The organism is Mesorhizobium sp. NZP2298 (assembly GCF_013170825.1).
Taxonomy (GTDB): Bacteria; Pseudomonadota; Alphaproteobacteria; order Rhizobiales; family Rhizobiaceae; genus Mesorhizobium.
In genome coordinates this window covers 1,335,629-1,353,512 of record NZ_CP033365.1, presented here as the reverse complement: position 1 = coordinate 1,353,512, position 17,884 = coordinate 1,335,629, and the positions used below count along the sequence as shown (strand labels likewise).

The 17,884-nt window shown below is 62.2% G+C and carries 20 protein-coding genes, 1 other RNA gene and 1 pseudogene; 8 read left to right on the top strand and 14 right to left on the bottom strand.

The features are described 5' to 3' along the window. Positions 1-180 precede the first annotated feature (180 nt). Positions 181-402, top strand: a complete 222-nt coding sequence (gene rpmE, locus EB231_RS06530) for a 50S ribosomal protein L31 (protein ID WP_096451251.1) — start codon at positions 181-183, stop codon at positions 400-402. Between the two features lie 54 nt (positions 403-456). Here rpmE and EB231_RS06525 read toward each other — a convergent pair whose 3' ends face one another. Then, complete coding sequence (locus tag EB231_RS06525; RefSeq protein ID WP_172348106.1) at positions 457-1,164, bottom strand: hypothetical protein; 708 nt, start codon at positions 1,162-1,164, stop codon at positions 457-459. Between the two features lie 160 nt (positions 1,165-1,324). Here EB231_RS06525 and EB231_RS06520 point away from each other — a divergent pair, with 160 nt between their 5' ends. After that, positions 1,325-2,419: an AraC family transcriptional regulator gene (locus EB231_RS06520; RefSeq protein ID WP_172348105.1), complete on the top strand. Its 1,095-nt coding sequence runs from the start codon at positions 1,325-1,327 to the stop codon at positions 2,417-2,419. Positions 2,420-2,435: 16 nt separating this feature from the next. Here EB231_RS06520 and EB231_RS06515 read toward each other — a convergent pair whose 3' ends face one another. Then, the gene (locus EB231_RS06515; RefSeq protein WP_172348104.1) at positions 2,436-3,065 is read right to left on the bottom strand and encodes a TetR/AcrR family transcriptional regulator; all 630 of its coding nucleotides are present in this window, start codon (positions 3,063-3,065) and stop codon (positions 2,436-2,438) included. A gap of 125 nt (positions 3,066-3,190) precedes the next feature. Here EB231_RS06515 and EB231_RS06510 point away from each other — a divergent pair. Further along, positions 3,191-3,310 (top strand): annotated as a pseudogene (locus EB231_RS06510) (NmrA family transcriptional regulator); the annotation flags it as partial. 65 nt (positions 3,311-3,375) lie between these two features. After that, on the top strand, positions 3,376-3,852 hold the full coding sequence (locus tag EB231_RS06505) for an anthrone oxygenase family protein (RefSeq protein WP_172348103.1): 477 nt from the start codon (positions 3,376-3,378) through the stop codon (positions 3,850-3,852). A 108-nt stretch (positions 3,853-3,960) separates the two neighbouring features. Here the strand turns inward: EB231_RS06505 and EB231_RS06500 are convergent, their stop codons facing one another. The 6 genes from EB231_RS06500 to ssrS all read right to left on the bottom strand — a co-directional run bounded on the left by EB231_RS06500 (position 3,961) and on the right by ssrS (position 7,882). Beyond that, the gene (locus EB231_RS06500) at positions 3,961-4,287 is read right to left on the bottom strand and encodes a SelT/SelW/SelH family protein (protein WP_206681894.1); all 327 of its coding nucleotides are present in this window, start codon (positions 4,285-4,287) and stop codon (positions 3,961-3,963) included. 52 nt (positions 4,288-4,339) lie between these two features. Beyond that, positions 4,340-5,089, bottom strand: a complete 750-nt coding sequence (locus tag EB231_RS06495) for a YebC/PmpR family DNA-binding transcriptional regulator (RefSeq protein ID WP_172348101.1) — start codon at positions 5,087-5,089, stop codon at positions 4,340-4,342. A 221-nt stretch (positions 5,090-5,310) separates the two neighbouring features. Continuing rightward, the gene (locus tag EB231_RS06490) at positions 5,311-6,078 is read right to left on the bottom strand and encodes a TerC family protein (RefSeq protein WP_172348100.1); all 768 of its coding nucleotides are present in this window, start codon (positions 6,076-6,078) and stop codon (positions 5,311-5,313) included. Between the two features lie 70 nt (positions 6,079-6,148). Then, complete coding sequence (locus tag EB231_RS06485) at positions 6,149-6,973, bottom strand: TIGR00282 family metallophosphoesterase (RefSeq protein WP_172348099.1); 825 nt, start codon at positions 6,971-6,973, stop codon at positions 6,149-6,151. 70 nt (positions 6,974-7,043) lie between these two features. Continuing rightward, positions 7,044-7,631: a 5-formyltetrahydrofolate cyclo-ligase gene (locus EB231_RS06480; protein WP_172348098.1), complete on the bottom strand. Its 588-nt coding sequence runs from the start codon at positions 7,629-7,631 to the stop codon at positions 7,044-7,046. A 95-nt stretch (positions 7,632-7,726) separates the two neighbouring features. Continuing rightward, positions 7,727-7,882: non-coding RNA, 6S RNA (gene ssrS / locus EB231_RS06475), on the bottom strand. A 146-nt stretch (positions 7,883-8,028) separates the two neighbouring features. Between ssrS and EB231_RS06470 the strand changes: the two genes are divergently transcribed. The 4 genes from EB231_RS06470 to msrB all read left to right on the top strand — a co-directional run bounded on the left by EB231_RS06470 (position 8,029) and on the right by msrB (position 11,111). Then, positions 8,029-8,868: an AAA family ATPase gene (locus tag EB231_RS06470; RefSeq protein ID WP_172348097.1), complete on the top strand. Its 840-nt coding sequence runs from the start codon at positions 8,029-8,031 to the stop codon at positions 8,866-8,868. 91 nt (positions 8,869-8,959) lie between these two features. Beyond that, entirely contained in the window at positions 8,960-9,406 is a 447-nt protein-coding gene (locus EB231_RS06465; protein ID WP_172348096.1) for a GNAT family N-acetyltransferase, read from the top strand. Between the two features lie 7 nt (positions 9,407-9,413). Next, a complete protein-coding gene (locus EB231_RS06460; RefSeq protein ID WP_172348095.1) occupies positions 9,414-10,604 on the top strand; it encodes a vWA domain-containing protein in 1,191 nt (396 codons plus the stop codon). Between the two features lie 102 nt (positions 10,605-10,706). Beyond that, positions 10,707-11,111, top strand: coding sequence for a peptide-methionine (R)-S-oxide reductase MsrB (gene msrB, locus EB231_RS06455; protein WP_172348094.1), 405 nt, complete (start codon positions 10,707-10,709; stop codon positions 11,109-11,111). A 73-nt stretch (positions 11,112-11,184) separates the two neighbouring features. On the opposite strand, the gene EB231_RS06450 is transcribed toward msrB, so the two are convergent. From EB231_RS06450 to EB231_RS06425, 6 genes are all read right to left on the bottom strand, one after another. Further along, positions 11,185-11,493, bottom strand: coding sequence for a hypothetical protein (locus tag EB231_RS06450; RefSeq protein WP_172348093.1), 309 nt, complete (start codon positions 11,491-11,493; stop codon positions 11,185-11,187). 7 nt (positions 11,494-11,500) lie between these two features. After that, the gene (locus tag EB231_RS06445) at positions 11,501-11,941 is read right to left on the bottom strand and encodes a hypothetical protein (protein WP_140776542.1); all 441 of its coding nucleotides are present in this window, start codon (positions 11,939-11,941) and stop codon (positions 11,501-11,503) included. A 147-nt stretch (positions 11,942-12,088) separates the two neighbouring features. Continuing rightward, positions 12,089-12,349: a DUF2312 domain-containing protein gene (locus EB231_RS06440; protein WP_027053014.1), complete on the bottom strand. Its 261-nt coding sequence runs from the start codon at positions 12,347-12,349 to the stop codon at positions 12,089-12,091. Between the two features lie 163 nt (positions 12,350-12,512). Further along, positions 12,513-15,971: a pyruvate carboxylase gene (gene pyc / locus EB231_RS06435; RefSeq protein ID WP_172348092.1), complete on the bottom strand. Its 3,459-nt coding sequence runs from the start codon at positions 15,969-15,971 to the stop codon at positions 12,513-12,515. A 305-nt stretch (positions 15,972-16,276) separates the two neighbouring features. Further along, complete coding sequence (locus EB231_RS06430) at positions 16,277-17,392, bottom strand: branched-chain amino acid ABC transporter substrate-binding protein (protein WP_172348091.1); 1,116 nt, start codon at positions 17,390-17,392, stop codon at positions 16,277-16,279. Positions 17,393-17,529: 137 nt separating this feature from the next. Then, entirely contained in the window at positions 17,530-17,877 is a 348-nt protein-coding gene (locus EB231_RS06425; RefSeq protein WP_115140877.1) for a DUF6867 family protein, read from the bottom strand. Positions 17,878-17,884: the final 7 nt, after the last annotated feature.

Sequence of the window (17,884 nt, the reverse complement as noted above, 5' to 3'; positions counted from 1 at the left end):
CTCTAGGCGTCGCAATATGCGCTTGCCGCGGCCTTGTGATTCAATTCCGCCTGATGTATAGGCTCGCCGACCGTTTTAGAAGCCGTGGCTCCTCAATAGCTGCGGCTTCGAGTTTTAAAAAGAGGCGCATCGACGCAGGCTCATGCCCGTCAGCCGCGCCGGCAAGCCAGGAACCGAGCCATGAAGAGCGCTATCCATCCCGATTACCACACCATCAAGGTCGTCATGACCGACGGCACCGAATACATGACCCGTTCGACCTGGGGCAAGGAAGGCGATACGATGAACCTCGATATCGACCCGACCACGCACCCGGCCTGGACCGGCGGCCAGCAGACCCTGCTCGACCGCGGCGGCCGCCTGTCGAAGTTCAAGAAGCGTTTCGAAGGTTTCGGCCTCTAAGCCCTTTCGGCATTGCCGCAGATCAAAAACCCGCCTTCGAGGCGGGTTTTTTGTTCAACGAATGGTGGCACGAACAAAGTCACCCTTGATGACAACCGAGGGTTTGGCGCCGGCGGTGCTGACAAGCGAACTGTCGACCAAGGACGCCGTCGCGGTGACCGAATAGCTGATCGCAACCCCCTGCCCGAAGGACAGCGTGGCATCCAGCGCCTTGCCGGTGATGGCGATGTTTTCGTCCTGCCTGACGCTGCCGAAGGCGAGATTGGCTTTCAGCGCGTCGCCTCTGAGGTCCACGGTCGAGGCATGCCCATCCAGAGAAATATCGGCCGCCTTGCTGGTTATGGCGATGGTGGAGAAATCCCCCGACATGTTGGCCTGCAGCGCCGCCTGGTCGATCGACACCGAACTTTCGGGCTGAATGTTGGCGTTGATCTCGACCCTGCAGTCCGAGGGATCCAGCCATGAGGAGGGGGCAACGTCGATACGCAATGTCGAGGCCTCCAGCTTCATGTCGCTGGCAAGGCTGCAGTCATTGGCGAACCAGCTCGAATACCAGCGCGCGAACCAGCCTTCGCGCCGGCTGCCGATCGTCGCCTGGTAAGGCGCCGAGGCCGAAGTGGTGAGTCTGACGGAACTGGCTTCGCCCGATATGACGACGGCGCTCACGCCGGCGAGATCAAGTGTCTTGCCGGCATCCCCGCTTGCCGGTGACGCAAGCACGACGCTGCCGAATGACAGCAGGCCAAGAATTGCGGATTTCATTGATATCTCCGATCATGTGTGGCGGTCCCGGCTGGACCGTGGCGCTGTCGGAATGACCCGGGACGCCGATTTCCGCGACCTCGATCGCGATCCGGGACGACCGTGAACGCAATCCAGGTCATTGTCGGTCGCTGCCAGCCCTGGGACCACGCTTGCGATCATGATCTTCATTCCCCTGCCGTTCGTCGTCGCCCTGCTGCTCGTGATCCTGCTTGTGCAGATGATCCGCGCAAACGAGGCCGATCTGCGCGAGCACATCGCCTTCATGCTACTGATGGCCGCCTATGCCTTGCAGTCGGTGCTGATCGGCATCCGCTGGGGTTATGATGTCAGGGCCATGATGCCGGTCCAGTCGGTGCTGGCGACGCTGATCGCACCGCTTGCCTGGATCGCCTTCAGCGGCTTGACGAAGGAACGATCGGAGCATCGCCTGGCACGGCTGTGGCCGCATCTGCTGCCGGCCTGCCTGGTTGCCTTGCTGTTGATCTTCTGGCGCGAGCCGGTCGGCCCGGTGATCATCCTGGTGTTCCTGTCGTATGGGCTGGCGCTTCTCTGGCTTGCACTGGCCGGCCCGGATGTCCTTGTCGAATCGCGCCTCGACGGCGTCTTGCGGTCCTACCGGTCGCTGTGGGTGACGGCGCTGGCGATCCTCGCGTCGCCGGTCACCGACATCATCATCAGTCTCGACATGCAATGGACCGGCGGATCTCATTCCGGCGCGGTGATTGCCGGCGGCAACGTGCTGGCGCTGTTGCTTCTCGGCGGTGCTGCCGCGGTCGCCAGCGAAACCGCCGCACCGGACGAAGACGAGGAAGAAGAGGATGAGCCTCGGGGGCAAGCCGCGCCGCGGATAACCAGCGAAGACTCTGCGGTCGCGGCCGCGGTCGACGCGCTGATGCAGTCGAAGGAACTCTACAAGGATGTCGATCTCAACCTTGGGCGCATCGCCAGGCGGCTCGGCCTGCCGGCACGGCAAGTGTCGTCGGCGATCAATCGCATCCACGGATCGAGCGTGTCGCAATATGTCAACAACCAGCGGATCGACGAGGCGCGCCGCCTGCTGGCGACGACGGACGAGCCGATCACCCGCATCATGTTCGACGCCGGTTTCCTCAGCAAATCGAACTTCAACCGCGAGTTCCTGCGCATCACCGGCCTGAGCCCGAAGGCCTGGCGGCTTGAGCACCAGCCGCCAGGCGGTGCGATGTTGGTCACATCCTTGCCGGCCACATCTTTGCCGGAGGGAGGAAGATGAACATGCGCAGGGCCACTCAGTCTCCGGTCAGTTCCCGCAGCGCCATGCGCTTGTAGGCGGCGACCAGCCTGTCGCCTTCCTGCCGGTCGACCGAGATGGCCAGCCGCATCGCGGCCTCGCCCATCTGCCAGACGAGAAATGCGGTCGTCTCCAGGGAGACCGGGTCGGCGCCCGGATGTAGGCGCTTCAGCACCGCCACAAGGAATTCAGCGTTGGCCCGGCTGTCGGCGAGTTCGAGCTGGCGCAGCGCCTTGTCGGCCTGCGTGCCAGACCAGATGTCGCGCATCACAGGCTCGGCCAGGAACAGCCCGTAATAGATATCGACAAGGTCCGAGAAAGCCCGCCGCAGGCCTTCGGCATCGCCGACATTGGCGAGTGCCGCTGAAATGCAGGCCTGGCTCTCGGCTGTGTAGCGCTCGGCCAGCGCCCAGATGATCGCCCGCTTGTCGGGAAAGAACTGGTAGAGCGAGCCGATCGACACCCCCGCCCGTTCCGCGACTTCGCCCATGCGCATGGCATCGCTGCCTTGCTCGGTGATCAGCGCCGAGGCTGCGGCCAGCATGCGCTCCACCCGCTCGCGGCTGCGCTGCTGGCTCGGCGCCCGCCGTGGCGAAGCGATCTGCTCGTTGGCCGGCGTGCCTTCCATGGGCTGTCTCCAATAAAGCATTCGGCACGATCGCCGAGGAAATGGCTTGACCCGCAAAATACGAGGGTTTATCACGTTTTGCAAATGTGAATATTACTCATGTTTTTCAAACGGAGGAAACCACCATGACCGACACCAAACCTATCCTGATCCTCGGCGGCACCGGCAAGACCGGCCGCCGTCTCGCCGAGCGGCTGACGGCGCGGGGCATTCCGGTACGGATCGGCTCCCGTTCCGGCACGCCGTCCACCGAAAGACTTCTCCGCCTACGCAACCGAAACCGCCGCTAGCCGAATCTGGAGCAACTGAGATGATCAAGCTTCTTCCCGCTCTCACCATCATTGCCGCGATCGGCTCGGGACTCGTCGCCGGCGTGTTCTTCGCCTTTTCCAATTTCGTCATGGCGGCGCTTGCCCGGCTGCCTGTCCCGCAAGGCATCGCGGCGATGAATTCGATCAACATCACGGTGATCACGCCCACTTTCATGACGGCGCTTTTCGGTACCGGCCTGCTCTGTCTGGTGCTTATCGCCGCCGCCATTATGGGCTGGGCCCAGTCCGGCTCGTACTGGCTGCTCGCCGGCGCGGTGATCTACGTCATCGGCAACCCGATCGTGACCATGGTCTTCAACGTGCCTCTCAACGATGCGCTTGCCGCTGTCGACCCGGCCAGCAGCAACGGTGCCGCCGTGTGGGCGAACCATCTGAGCCAATGGGTGATGTGGAACCACGTTCGCACCATCACCGCCATCGTGGCGATGGCCTGCTTTATCTTCGCGTTGCGCTAGAAGCAATTCCAGGAAAAGTGTGAGGCGGTTTTCCCGGGAAAAGCGCGCAGCGCTTTCCCTTGGGACTTGCGTCAAACAAAGCAGTCGATGAAACGCAAAAGCCTCAGCTCAGGCAGGGTCTTTTTGCGCGTGCCCTTTTGACGTGTGGCCCTTGCGATCGGAATGACCGAGATCCCGATCCGGGTCGATCACGTCACGCACCAGCTGCTTGAGTTTTGCCGCATCCGGAAAGCCGCCGTCGCGCTTGCGGTCCCAGACCAGCACGTCGTTGCAGGAGACGGTGAAGACGCCGCCGGTGCCGGGCACCAGCGTCACCTCGCCGAGATCCGTGCCGAAGGTGGAGAGCAGCTCCTGCGCCATCCAGCCGGCGCGCAACAGCCACTGGCACTGCGTGCAATAGGTAATGCGGATGGCGGGCAACGGCTTCTCGCTCATATCGGATTGAGCTCCGCTCATATCGGATTGAGCTCTGCTCATATCCCGCCGATCACGCCGCGCTGAGCTTGGCCAAGGTCTCGTCGTCGACTTCGAAGTTGGCGTAGACGCTTTGCACGTCGTCGTCGTCCTCGAGCGTAGCGACCAGCTTCATCAGCGATTGTGCCCGCTCCTCGTCGACCGGAACATTGTTTTGCGGCTTCCAGATCAGCTTCACCGATTCCGCTTCGCCGAGCGAAGCCTCCAGCGCCTTCGACACCTCGCCGAGATTCTCGAAGGCGCAGTAGATCGTGTGGCCTTCCTCGTCCGACTCGACATCGTCGGCGCCGGCTTCGATCGCCGCGTCCATGACCTTGTCGGCGCTGCCGGCCGATGCCGGATAGTAGATCTCGCCGACACGGTCCCACATGAAGGACACCGAGCCGGTTTCGCCCATCGCGCCGCCGGCCTTGGTGAAGGCCGCGCGCACATTCGACGCTGAGCGGTTGCGGTTGTCGGTCAAGGCCTCGACGATGACGGCGACGCCACCTGGGCCATAGCCTTCATAACGCACAGCCTCGTAGTTTTCGGCATCGCCCATCGAGGCCTTGTTGATGGCGCGCTGGATATTGTCCTTCGGCATCGACACGGCCTTGGCGTTCTGGATCGCCAGCCGCAGGCGTGGGTTCATCGATGGATCGGGCGTGCCGCTCTTGGCGGCAACGGTTATTTCGCGCGCCAGCTTGGAAAACATTTTCGACCGCACCGCGTCCTGACGGCCCTTGCGGTGCATGATGTTCTTGAACTGCGAATGGCCAGCCATGGCACCCCTGTCGTCTTCTCGGCTAGAGCATCCTGCAGCCAGGTGGATCACCTTGCCCTTCGCAAAAATGCTCGAATTCAAAATTTCAGAGCGTTCCAGGTGCAACCCACGGAAGCACGGCGTTCTCTGTCGGAATGGCCGGCTTATAGATAAATCGGCTCAATTCGTCCAGCGCGCAGTGCTAGGGCGCGGTTGGTCATGATGATCCCGCTGCCGATCGCTTAGTGCCCGTCGCCGGATTTCGCTTTCTTGCGCCGCCGTGCCAGCATGTTGAGCCCCTCGACCAGCGCCGAGAAACCCATCGCCGCGTAGATGTAGCCCTTTGGCACATGGTAGCCCATGCCATCGGCGATCAGCGTCATGCCGATCATCAACAGAAAGCCCAGCGCCAGCATGACGATGCTGGGGTTCCGGGCGATGAAGTTGGCCAGCGGCCCCGCCGCCAGCATCATCACGGTGACGGCCACGATCACCGCGATGTACATGATGGCGATCTCGTCGGTCATGCCGACGGCTGTGATGATGGAGTCGATCGAGAAGACCAGGTCGAGCAGCAGGATCTGGAAGATGGCGCCGGCCAGCGAGATCTTGAGCGTCTCGCCCAGCATCGTGTCCTGATGGTCGTCCGGATCGACGGTATGATGGATTTCCTTCGTCGCCTTCCACACCAGGAACAGGCCGCCGGCGATCAGGATCAGGTCGCGCCAGGAGAAGCCGTGGTCGAATGCGGTGAATACCGGCGTCGTCAGCTGGACGATGACCGAAATGGTGGCCAGCAGCACGAGCCGCATGACCAGTGCCGCCGAGATGCCGAGCCGTCGGGCGCGGGCCCGTTGCGCTTCCGGCAGCTTGTTGGTCAGGATCGAGATGAAGATCAGATTATCGATGCCGAGCACGATCTCGAGCACCACCAGCGTCAGCAACGCGACCCAGGCCGTTGGATCGGATACAAACTGAAAATGCGGCGCCAGGAACTCAATGAGCTGCATGGAGGTCGTCCCCTCTACGATCTAGAGCAGTGTCGCCGGCAGTTAGGTACTACAAACCTCTATATCAATGTCACGACCAGAAAGACGGGGCCGTTTCTTCAAGTCTCGGCCCGCGACGAAACGGCGCGATCTTTTCGGTCAGGCCCGTGCGATCGGAAATAGTCACGCCGACACCGCACAATGTTGCAGGTCCAGTCGCAGCCTCGAAGCGGCCTTTCGGCACTTTCGACAGGAACCGGTTGAGCGGCTCCTCCTTGTCCATGCCGAGCGAGGAATCATAATCGCCGCACATGCCGGCGTCGGAAATGTAACCCGTGCCGCCATTGAGGATCTGGTGATCGGCGGTCGGCTGGTGCGTGTGAGTGCCGACGACGAGACTGGCGCGGCCGTCGACGAAATGCGCGAAGCACATCTTCTCCGAGGTCGCCTCGGCGTGGAAGTCGATCACCACCGCATCGGCCTGCTCGCCGAGCGGACAGGCGGCCAGTTCGCGCTCTCCGGCCTGGAACGGATCGTCGAGCTCCGGATGCATGAACACCCGGCCCATGATGTTGGCGACCAGGACCCTGGCACCGTTCCTGGCGATATAGACGCCGGACCCGCGCCCGGGCGTGCCCTTGGGAAAATTGGAAGGGCGCAGGAAGCGCTCTTCGCGCGGCGCGAAGGCGAGTGCGTCACGCTGATCCCAGACATGGTTGCCGGTGGTCACGACATCGGCGCCGGCCGCGATCGTTTCTCGGAATATCTCTTCGGTGATGCCGAAACCGCCGGCGGCGTTCTCGCCATTGACGATGACGAAGTCGAGTTTGAAATCCGAGATCAGGCCAGGCAGTTGTTCCCACACCGCCGTGCGTCCCGTTTTTCCAACCATGTCTCCGAGGAAGAGAAGTCTCATATGATCCCGCACCGAAAGTCAGCGAAGCAAAAGCTGCATGACGTCCGCGAAAAGATCATGCCTCCATTATCTACAATTTCGGTGCGAAGCGGCGCAACCCGTTCTCTGTGAGTATTTCCGGGATGACGACGTCGTGGGACTCATCCGGAACCTGCGGGACTTCCTGGCATTCGAAGGCGATGCCGATCAGCCGGGGTGCATGCCCCTTGTCGACGAGCTTCGCGATCGCCCGGTCGTAATAGCCGGCGCCATAGCCGATGCGGTGGCCGCGCGCGTCGAAGGCGGCGAGCGGCACCAGCATCACCTCGGGATCAAGCACCTCGGCCTCTTCATGGGGTCCGACCGTGCCGAAGCCCATATCCACCATCGGTGCCCCGCGAACCAGCTCGCGAAAGACGATCGTGGTCTTGTCGAGAATGGCCGGCAGGCAAAGTCTCGCGCCCTTTTCGCGCAAGGCGAACATCAACGGCCTGACGTCGACTTCCGAACGCATCGGCCAGAAGCCGGATACGATCTGGCCGGGCTCGATGGCGAGATGATCGCGCGCCGTCTCGGCCATTTCGAGCGCTGCCTCGACCCGCCAGAATTCATCGAGCGCGTCGCGGCGTCCAAGCGCTTCGCGCCGCAGCTGTTTTTTCAGGTCTTTGAGAGATGTCATGCGCGCACGATAGAAAAGGCCGGATATGGATGGCGTTTTAGGAGCGACGTTTTCTACCCCATCATCCACCGGAATCCACGAGCGCATGCAAGAAGTGACGATCCACGCAACCGGTGGAGAGAGCGATCCCGGGAACCTACAAAGTAGGTGGGCGCCGTGTGAGAAAACCCACGGGTCTTCCCAGGGACAGCTCCCTAAGGATCGTTAAGGCCCCGGGGAAAATGTTCTCCTGCCGGGAAGCGCAGACCGTCTCCCTCAATATAGGCCGATGGTCCCCCGAGCGCCAGAGAGTTGCCATTCTTTCCGTGCGGGGCTCGCGACGTCGCCATCGCCGCCCCACTCTTGCGCGGGCCGAGCCGCCTCCTTACGGTCGCCCGGAATGAACGAAGGAGCAAAAATGCGTTTCGAAGGCACGGCGGCCTATGTCGCCGACAAGGACCTGATGGTGGCCGTCAACGCGGCGATCGCGCTGGAACGGCCCCTGCTGGTCAAGGGCGAGCCCGGCACCGGCAAGACCGAGCTTGCCCGCCAGGTGGCGGCCGCCCTCGACCTCGACCTCATCGAATGGCACGTCAAATCGACGACGCGGGCGCAGCAGGGTCTTTACGAATATGACGCCGTCTCGCGACTGCGCGACAGCCAGCTCGGCGATGCCAGGTTCAACGACATCAAGAACTACATCAAGCGCGGCAAGCTGTGGGAAGCGTTCGCGGCCGGCAAGAAGGTCGTGCTTTTGATCGACGAGATCGACAAGGCCGACATCGAATTCCCCAACGACCTCCTGCAGGAACTCGATCGCATGGAGTTCTTCGTCTACGAGACCGGCGAAACCATAAGCGCCGCCGTGCGCCCCATCGTCATCATCACCTCCAACAACGAGAAGGAGCTGCCTGACGCCTTCCTGCGCCGCTGTTTCTTCCACTACATCCGTTTTCCCGACGTCGACACGCTGCACAGGATCGTCGACGTCCACTATCCCGGCATCAAGCAGAATTTGGTGCGGGCGGCCCTCACCCAGTTCTACGAAATCCGTGACGTACCGGGCCTGAAGAAGAAGCCTTCGACCTCCGAGGCGCTCGACTGGATAAGACTGCTGGTGGCCGACGACATCGCGCCGGAAGATTTGCGCGCCGACCCCAAGAACGCGCTGCCCAAGCTGCACGGCGCGCTGCTGAAGAACGAACAGGACGTCCATCTGTTCGAGCGGCTGGCCTTCATGGCGAGAAGGCAGCAATAGGCAGGCAGCAATAGCGCTTTGCCCTTCTGTGGACCGTTGCTGCCGGCAGGACAGGAAGGCAGCTTCGGCCAGAACCCTTCGGAGGAATGAAATGTCTGAGATTATCGTCCGCCCGCTCGCGCAGTCCGACCACGCCGACTGGAAGCGCCTGTGGACCGACTACCTCACCTTCTACGAAACCAAGCTGCCGGAAGAGGTCTACGTCGTTACCTGGAAGCGGCTGTTCACGGAAGGCGAGTTCGAGCCGAAGGGCTTTATCGCCACTCTCGACGGCAAGGCGGTCGGCCTCACCCACTATCTCTACCACCGCTCCGGCTGGTCGGAGAAAAACAACTGCTATCTGCAGGACCTGTTCGCCGACCCGGACGTGCGCGGCAAGGGCATCGGTGCGGCGCTGATCAAGGCGGTGAAGGACGCGGCGGAAAAAATCGGCGTCAGGAATGTCTACTGGATGACGCACGAAACCAACACCACCGCGCGCAAGCTCTACGACCATGTCGCGCGTCGCACCGGCTTCATCGAGTATGATCTGCTATAGGTAGAAGATGTTCATCCCCTTCTTCCTCGAACTGAAGGCAGCGCGTGTTCCCGTCTCGCTCAGGGAATATCTGTCGCTGCTGGAAGGATTGGAAGCCGGGCTGGTCGACTATGACGTCGAGGGTTTTTATTACCTTGCCCGCGCCGCTTTGGTGAAGGACGAGCGCCACATCGACCGCTTCGACCAGGTGTTCGCCCATGTCTTCAAGGGCATCGAGGCGCTGGGCGGACCGGATGCGGTCGACGTCGCCAATATTCCCGAGGAATGGCTGCGTCGGCTTGCCGAAAAACACCTGACCGAGGAAGAGAAAAAGCTGGTCGAGGCGCTCGGTGGCTTCGAAAAGCTGATGGAAACCTTGAAGCAAAGGCTGGAGGAGCAGAAAGGCCGCCACCAGGGCGGCTCGAAATGGATCGGCACCGGCGGCACCTCACCCTTCGGCGCCTATGGCTATAATCCCGAGGGCGTGCGCATCGGCCAGCACGAAAGCCGCAACCGACGCGCGGTGAAGGTGTGGGACAAACGCGAGTTCCGGAATTTCGACGATGCCGTGGAACTCGGCACCCGCAACATCAAGATAGCGCTGAAGCGGCTGCGTCGCTGGGTGCGCGAGGGCGCCGAGGAGGAATTCGACCTGCCCGGCACCATCCACGCCACCGCCGAGCACGGCTATCTCGACGTGCAGACGCGGCCTGAACGGCGCAATGCCGTGAAACTGCTGATGTTCTTCGATGTCGGCGGCTCGATGGACGACCATATCAAGGGCGTGGAGGAGCTGTTTTCGGCGGCACGAGCCGAATTCCGTCAGCTCGAATATTTCTATTTCCACAACTGCCTCTACGAAGGCGTGTGGAAGGATAACCGGCGCCGCCATGCCGAGGTGATCCCGACATCAGACCTCCTCCACAAATACGGTCCGGACTACAAGGTGATCGTCGTCGGCGACGCCTCGATGAGCCCTTATGAAATCGCCCACCCCGGCGGTTCGGTCGAGCACTGGAACCCGGAGGCCGGAGCCGTCTGGCTCGGCCGCCTGCTGCAGCAATGGCCGAACGCGGTATGGCTCAATCCGGAAAACCAGAAGAACTGGGGCTACACCCATTCGATCGCGATGATCCGCGACATCTTTGGCGGCCGCATGTTCCCGCTGACGCTGGCCGGGCTTGAAGGCGCGACCAAGCAGCTTTCTCGGAAACATTGATCTTGTCGAAAGTCCGCCGCTGGGCGAACCTGTAACAAATGCCTATGTTCATGCGAATATGAGCTGCAACCAATAACGAGCCGCCAAGGCTGAGGAGATCAAATGGACACCCACACCTACCCCGTCACCCGCACCGATGCCGAATGGCGCGCCCGGTTGACGCCGGAGCAGTATGCGGTCATGCGCAACCACGGCACTGAGCGCCCCGGAAGCTGCGCTCTTCTCTACGAGAAGCGCGCCGGCACCTTCTTCTGCGTCGGCTGCGATCAGCCGCTGTTCGAATCCAAGCTGAAGTTCGAAAGCGGCACCGGCTGGCCGAGTTTCAACGACCCGGTGCCGGGTTCGATCGAGACCACGGTCGACCGCAGCTACGGCATGGTCCGCACTGAATGCCACTGTGCTCGCTGCGGCAGCCATCTCGGCCATGTCTTCGAGGACGGTCCGCCGCCGACCGGTCTGCGCTACTGCATCAACGGCGTGGCGCTGACATTCGAGCCTGCGGCCTGAACGATATCCTGTAGGTTTCGGCAAAGGGCGGCTTCGGCCGCCCTTTTTCGTACGCGCTCAACTGACTATCGCCTCAGATGACAACTGTCGCGATCAGCCAGAGCGCCGAGCCCAGCATCATCAACAAGGCCTTGGCGCCTGATGTCTCGGCCGTCCGCCAGACCGCGATAGTGAGAAAGATGTTGTACGGCACCGGTGCGAAATGCACCGCCAGCACAAGGCCGAGCGGCATCTTCAGCCCAAGCAGGATAAGCGCTGCCGCGGACGATGCAACGTTGATCCCAGTCCCGACCAGCAGCATGTCGCGCCAGAACAGCCGGCCGATCGGCACCAAGCCAAGCCAACGCGAGCGGAAGAAGGACCTGACGCCTTCCTGTGACACCGGCGCCCTATCCCTGTCCGAGCACTTCGGTGACGGCGCGCTCGACACGCGAGCATTCGGTCACCAGCCAGTCGGTCATCGCCGGCCAGTTATCCTCGGCAAAGCAATTGACCCGCCACATCGAATTGATGCCGAGGCCTTCGCAACTTTGTTCCGGCCTGAGCTTCAGCCGATCCTCGATCTCTGGCTGGAACGGCTTCAGCCGCGACCAGCTTTGCGTCGCGCCGAACTTCTCGTTGCGGCCGAAGAAGACGCCGACATGATTCTGCGCCGGCGCGACATACATGGAAATGACCAGGGCGAAGTCAGGCAACCCGCGCTGCCAGAACCAGGGTCCGCGCCGTGCCAGCCGGGCTCTCTCTTCCGGATGCCGCTCAGCGAACAGCGTCCAGAAGCCGCGATGGCGGAATTCCGAGGCGCGGCGGCCGCCGAAGTCGAATTCGCTCATGGTTCAAACCGTATCTCCTGCAGGCGCATCGGGCTCCGGGTGGCCAAAGCAATTCCAGGAAAAGTGTGAAACGCCGTCCCTTGGAAATTGCATCAACAAAGAGATAGGGCAGTTCGCCGTTTGCGTGAAACGGAGAACGCTCTGGTCCTACTCCATGCCGAGCGCGGCCATGTACAGGTCGAGGATGGCGTCCTCTTCCTGCCGTTCGGCCTGGTCCTTCTTGCGCAGACGGATGATGGTGCGTATCGCCTTGGTGTCGAAACCGGTGCCCTTGGCCTCGGCGAACACTTCCTTGATGTCGTCGGCGATCGTCTTCTTTTCTTCCTCGAGCCGCTCGATGCGCTCGATGAGGGCACGCAGCTGGCCGGCGGCAACAGTCTGGCTGGTCTCGGTGATATCGTCGGCCATGTTCTTCTCCAAAGATTGTTTCTGCGCCGCGACTCGCAAAGTTGCCGGCAGCGAATTTCAGCGGTTCGATGCCCGACCGGGGGCGACGGGTCAAGCCGTTATCGAACAGCTCGCCAAGGGCTGCCGACAGAAGCCGACAGCCTGCCCGCTCTTTCGCGAGCTTTCAGTTGAAGGCGATCAGCAGATCCTTGGCATCGATCTGGTCGCCGGCCTTGACCAGCACCTCGGCGACGGTACCGTCTCGCTCGGCATGCAGAGCCGTCTCCATCTTCATGGCTTCAATGGAGAGCAGCACGTCACCCGCCTTCACCGCCTGGCCGGTAGTGACGGAAAGGGCGGAGACCACGCCCGGCATCGGCGCGCCGACATGCGCCTCATTGCCAGGCTCGGCCTTGCGGCGGGCCTTGGCGGCGGAAGCGCCATGCGCCCGGTCAGGCACCTTCACGCGACGCGGCTGGCCGTTGAGTTCGAAGAACACGGTGACCATGCCCTTCTCGTCGACATCGCCGATGGCGAGGCAACGCACGACCAGCGTCTTGCCTTTCTCGATGTCTATGAAGATCTCGTCTTCGGACTTCATGCCGTAGAAATAGGTCGGCGTCGGCAGGACGCTGACCGGGCCGTAGGTCTCTTGCGCGCCGGCAAAGTCGGTAAACACCTTCGGATACATCAGCCACGAGGCGAACTCGTATTCCGAGAGCTTGCGCTCGAGCTTCTCCTCGATTTCCTTGCGGTTGGCCTTGAGGTCGGCCGGCTTGAGCAGCGATCCGGGTCGCGCCGTGATCGGCTTGTCGCCCTTCAGCGCCTTCTTCTGCAGCGCTACCGGCCAGCCGCCCGGCGACTGGCCGAGATCGCCGCGCAGCATCGAGACGACCGAATCCGGGAAAGCGATGTCCCTGGCCGGATTCTCGACATCGGCGACCGTCAGGTCCTGGCTCACCATCATCAGCGCCATGTCGCCGACGACCTTGGACGACGGCGTCACCTTGACGATGTCGCCGAACATCAGGTTGACGTCATGATAGGTCTGCGCCACTTCGTGCCAGCGTGTCTCCAGTCCGAGCGAACGCGCCTGTTCCTTGAGGTTGGTGAATTGCCCGCCCGGCATTTCATGCAGGTAGACTTCCGAAGCCGGCCCTTTCAGGTCGCTTTCGAAGGCGGCGTACTGGTTGCGCACCGCTTCCCAATAGAACGAGATCTTGCGGATCCATTGCGGGTCGAGGCCCGGGTCACGCTCGGTGCCCTTCAGCGCCTCGACGATCGACCCCAGGCAAGGCTGCGATGTGTTGCCGGAGAAGGCGTCCATCGCCGCGTCGATGGCGTCGACGCCGCTCTCCACCGCCGCCAGCACTGTCGCCGCCGACAGGCCCGACGTGTCATGGGTGTGGAAATGGATCGGCAGGTCCGTCGCCTCGCGCAGCGCCTTGAACAGCACGCGTGCCGCCGCCGGCTTCAGCAGCCCGGCCATGTCCTTGACGGCGATGATGTGGGCGCCGGCGGCCTGCAGTTCGCCCGCCAGCCCGACATAATATTTCAGATCGTACTTGGCCCGCGCCGGGTCGAGAATGTCGCCGGTGTAGCACATCGCCGCTTCGATCAGCTTGCCCTCGGCGCCGACGGCGTCCATGGCGACGCGCATGTTCTCGACCCAGTTCAGGCAATCGAAGACGCGGAACAGATCGATACCGCCGCTCGCCGCCTGCTTGACGAAATGCTGCACGACATTGTCGGGATAGTTGGTGTAGCCGACGCCGTTGGCGCCGCGCAGCAACATCTGCAGCAACAGGTTGGGGGCCGCCTCGCGCACCAGCGAGAGCCGCTCCCACGGATCCTCGGTGAGGAAGCGCATGGCGACGTCGAAGGTCGCACCGCCCCAGCATTCGAGCGACAGAAGCTGCGGCAGGGCGCGTGCGTAGGTACCGGCGATGCCGGCGATGTCGTGTGTGCGCACGCGCGTGGCCAGCAGCGACTGGTGGCCGTCACGCATCGTCGTGTCGGTGACCAGCACCTCTTTCTGTTCGCGCATCCAGACGGCGAATTTCTCCGGCCCCAGCACGTCGAGCTTCTGCTTGCTGCCAGCAGGCACATTGCCGTTGAGGTAGGGCACGACGGGTGCGGCCGCATCGGCCTTCGGCATCGGCCGGCCGCGCGTCTCGGGATGGCCATTGACGCTGACATCGGCCAGATAGTTGAGCAGCTTGGTCGCCCGATCCTGACGCTTGACCTGCTGGAACAGCTCCGGCGTCGTGTCGATGAACTTGGTCGTATAGGAATTGTCCGCGAAGCTCGGGTGGTTGATGATCGCTTCGAGGAAGGTGAGATTGGTGGCGACGCCGCGGATGCGGAATTCGCGCAGAGCGCGGTTCATGCGGGCAATCGTCTCGGCCGGTGTTGGCGCCCACGCCGTCACCTTCTCCAGCAGCGGATCGTAGAAGCGGGTGATGACCGCGCCTGAATAGGCGGTGCCGCCGTCGAGGCGGATGCCGAAGCCGGTGGCGCCGCGATAGGCGGTGATGCGGCCATAGTCCGGAATGAAATTGTGCTCGGGATCCTCGGTGGTGATGCGGCACTGCAGGGCATGGCCATTCAGCCTGATGTCCCTCTGCGCCGGCACGCCCGACTGCGGTGTGCCGATGGCGAAGCCGTCGAGAATGTGGATCTGCGCCTTGACGATGTCGATGCCGGTCACCTGCTCGGTGACGGTGTGCTCGACCTGGATGCGCGGATTGACCTCGATGAAATAGAATTTTCCGGTATCGGCATCCTGCAGGAACTCGACCGTGCCGGCACCGATATAGCTGGTTTCGCGCGCGATCTTCAGCGCATGGCCACAAAGCTCCTCGCGTTGCGACATTTCGAGATAGGGAGCGGGCGCCCGTTCGACGACCTTCTGGTTGCGGCGCTGGATCGAGCAGTCGCGCTCGAACAGGTGCACGACATTGCCGTGCGTGTCGCCAAGCACCTGCACCTCGACATGGCGGGCGCGTTCGATCAGCTTTTCGAGATAGACCTCGTCCTTGCCGAAGGCGGCCTTGGCCTCGCGCTTGCCTTCCGTGACTTCACGGGCGAGATCGGCCTCGGACCGGATGGCGCGCATGCCGCGTCCACCGCCGCCCCACGAGGCCTTCAGCATCACCGGATAGCCGATCTCCTTGGCCAGTCTCTTGACCGCCTCCATATCGTCCGGCAACGGGTCCGTGGCTGGGATGACCGGCACGCCGACCTCGATAGCAAGGTTGCGCGCCGCGACCTTGTTGCCGAGGCGGCGCATCGTGTCCGGCTTCGGGCCGATGAAGGTGATGCCGGCTTGCGCGCAGGCTTCGGCGAATTCGGGGCTTTCGGACAGCAGCCCGTAGCCCGGATGGATGGCATCGGCGCCTGAAAGCCTGGCGACGCGGATCACTTCCTCGATCGACAGATAACTCTCGATCGGCCCCATGTCCTTGTTGAGATGCGGGCCGCGCCCGACCTGGTAGCTTTCGTCGGCCTTGAAGCGGTGCAGTGAATATTTGTCCTCCTCGGCCCAGATCGCCACGGTTTTGAGGCCCAGTTCGTTGGCCGCGCGAAAGACGCGGATGGCGATTTCTGACCGGTTGGCGACGAGGATCTTCGTGATTGCCAAGGACTGGGCTCCAGCAGCGGAAGGGGACGGGAAATCGGCGCAATGATTAGCGTGAAAATGCTGCAGTGCAAACAGAATCGGCGCGCGATTAAACCGATTTAAATGGATTTTTTATCAGGAACCCGCCCGCACCGGCTCGAAAGTTCGGCCTCATGGCCACGAGCGCCGCCGGTGCTTCGATGTTTACCGGCTAAAGACCGCGCTGTGTGCCTGTTGTGCGGCGCCCGCCATGCCACGTCGACGGCCAAAGAAAATGCCCGGCGCAACGCGCCGGGCATCATGGATATCAGACCTGCTGGAGCAGCTTATTTCGGGAACCAGGAATACTTTCCGTCGTCCTTCTTCTTCCACTCGTACATGATGTAGCCCGGCAGCTTCGGGTCGCCCTTGGCGTCATAGGCAAGATCGCCCAGAACGGTCGGGTACGGTCCGTTTTCATGCAGTGCCTTGGCAACAGCCTGCGGATCGTTCGACTTGGCTTTGGTGGCCGCCTCGGCGATCGCCTGCACGGCGGCATAGGCGTAGAGCGTGTAGGCCTCGGGCTCGAAGCCCTGCGCGCGGAACTTTTCGACGAGTTCCTTGTTGGCCGGGATCAGGCGCGGGTCGGGACCGAACGTGTTGAGCGTGCCGGCGACAGCGTCGCCCGCGATCGCTGCGAGTTCGTCGGTGACGATGCCGTCACCCGACATCAGCGTGGCCTTGAGGCCCTGGTCCGCGGACTGGCGGATGATCAGGCCGGCTTCGGTGTGCAGGCCGCCCCAGTAGATCAGGGTGACGCCGGCTTCCTTCATCTTGGCGATGAGCGCCGAGAAGTCCTTGTCGCCGACATTGACGCCTTCATACATCACTTCCGTGACGCCGGCGGCATTCATCGCCTTCTTGGTTTCATCGGCAAGGCCCTGGCCATAGGGCGTCTTGTCGTGCACGACGGCGACCTTGGCATCCTTGAAATTCGCGGCGATATAGGCGCCGGCGATGCCGCCCTGCTGGTCGTCGCGTCCGCAGGTACGGAACACGTTCCACAGGCCACGCTCGGTGAACTTCGGATTGGTCGCGGCCGGCGTGACTTCGACGATGTTGTTTTCAGCGTAGACTTCCGAGGCCGGGATCGACACGCCCGAGTTGAAGTGGCCGACCACGAACTTGACGCCGTCGCCGACGAACTTGTTGGCGACCGAGATACCCTGCTTCGGATCGGAGACGTCGTCGCCGACTTCAAGCTTGATCTGCTCGCCGTTGATGCCGCCCTTGGCATTGATCGCGGCGACGGCCGCTTCGGCGCCCTTCTGCAGCTGTGCGCCGAAGGCCGCGTTCGGACCGGTGATCGGACCGGCCACGCCGAACATGACATCAGCCCACGCATTGCCGCTGAACGCGACCAGCGCGGTCAGGGCAACGGCGGACAAAAGTGACTTTTTCATTTAAACGCTCCCATTAACGGAGTGGGCGTGGATGAAGCTTTCATGCGATGCCCACCCTTATCGCAGAAAGCATAGTTTGCCGATTTTCAGGCACTTGTCACGCCGATTCATCCCTGACGCGGCGTTAATGACGAGCCTCAACCTTTGGGTTTCCAGCTCAAGATTGAGGCTCTTTCGTAGAGCCAATTATACTGTGTGACCATCTGGTTGGTTCGTGTGTATTGATAGCCAACGAAACCCAGTATCATCAGTACGATGGTGTCGACGATATAGTAATGCAGCGAGAACATCGTGCCGTTGAACAGCGCATGGTGGATGAAGCGGATGCCGATGCCGAGCCCGAGCAGATAAGCGAACAGCTGGATGAAGCTGCGCCATGTCTGGGCGCTGGCCTTGCCGGTCATCCAGGCTGCCCAACCGCCGAGCAGGCAGGTGACGAAGAAGAACTGCCAGATTGACGGTTCTTCGTAGAGAATGCCTTGCATGGTGAGG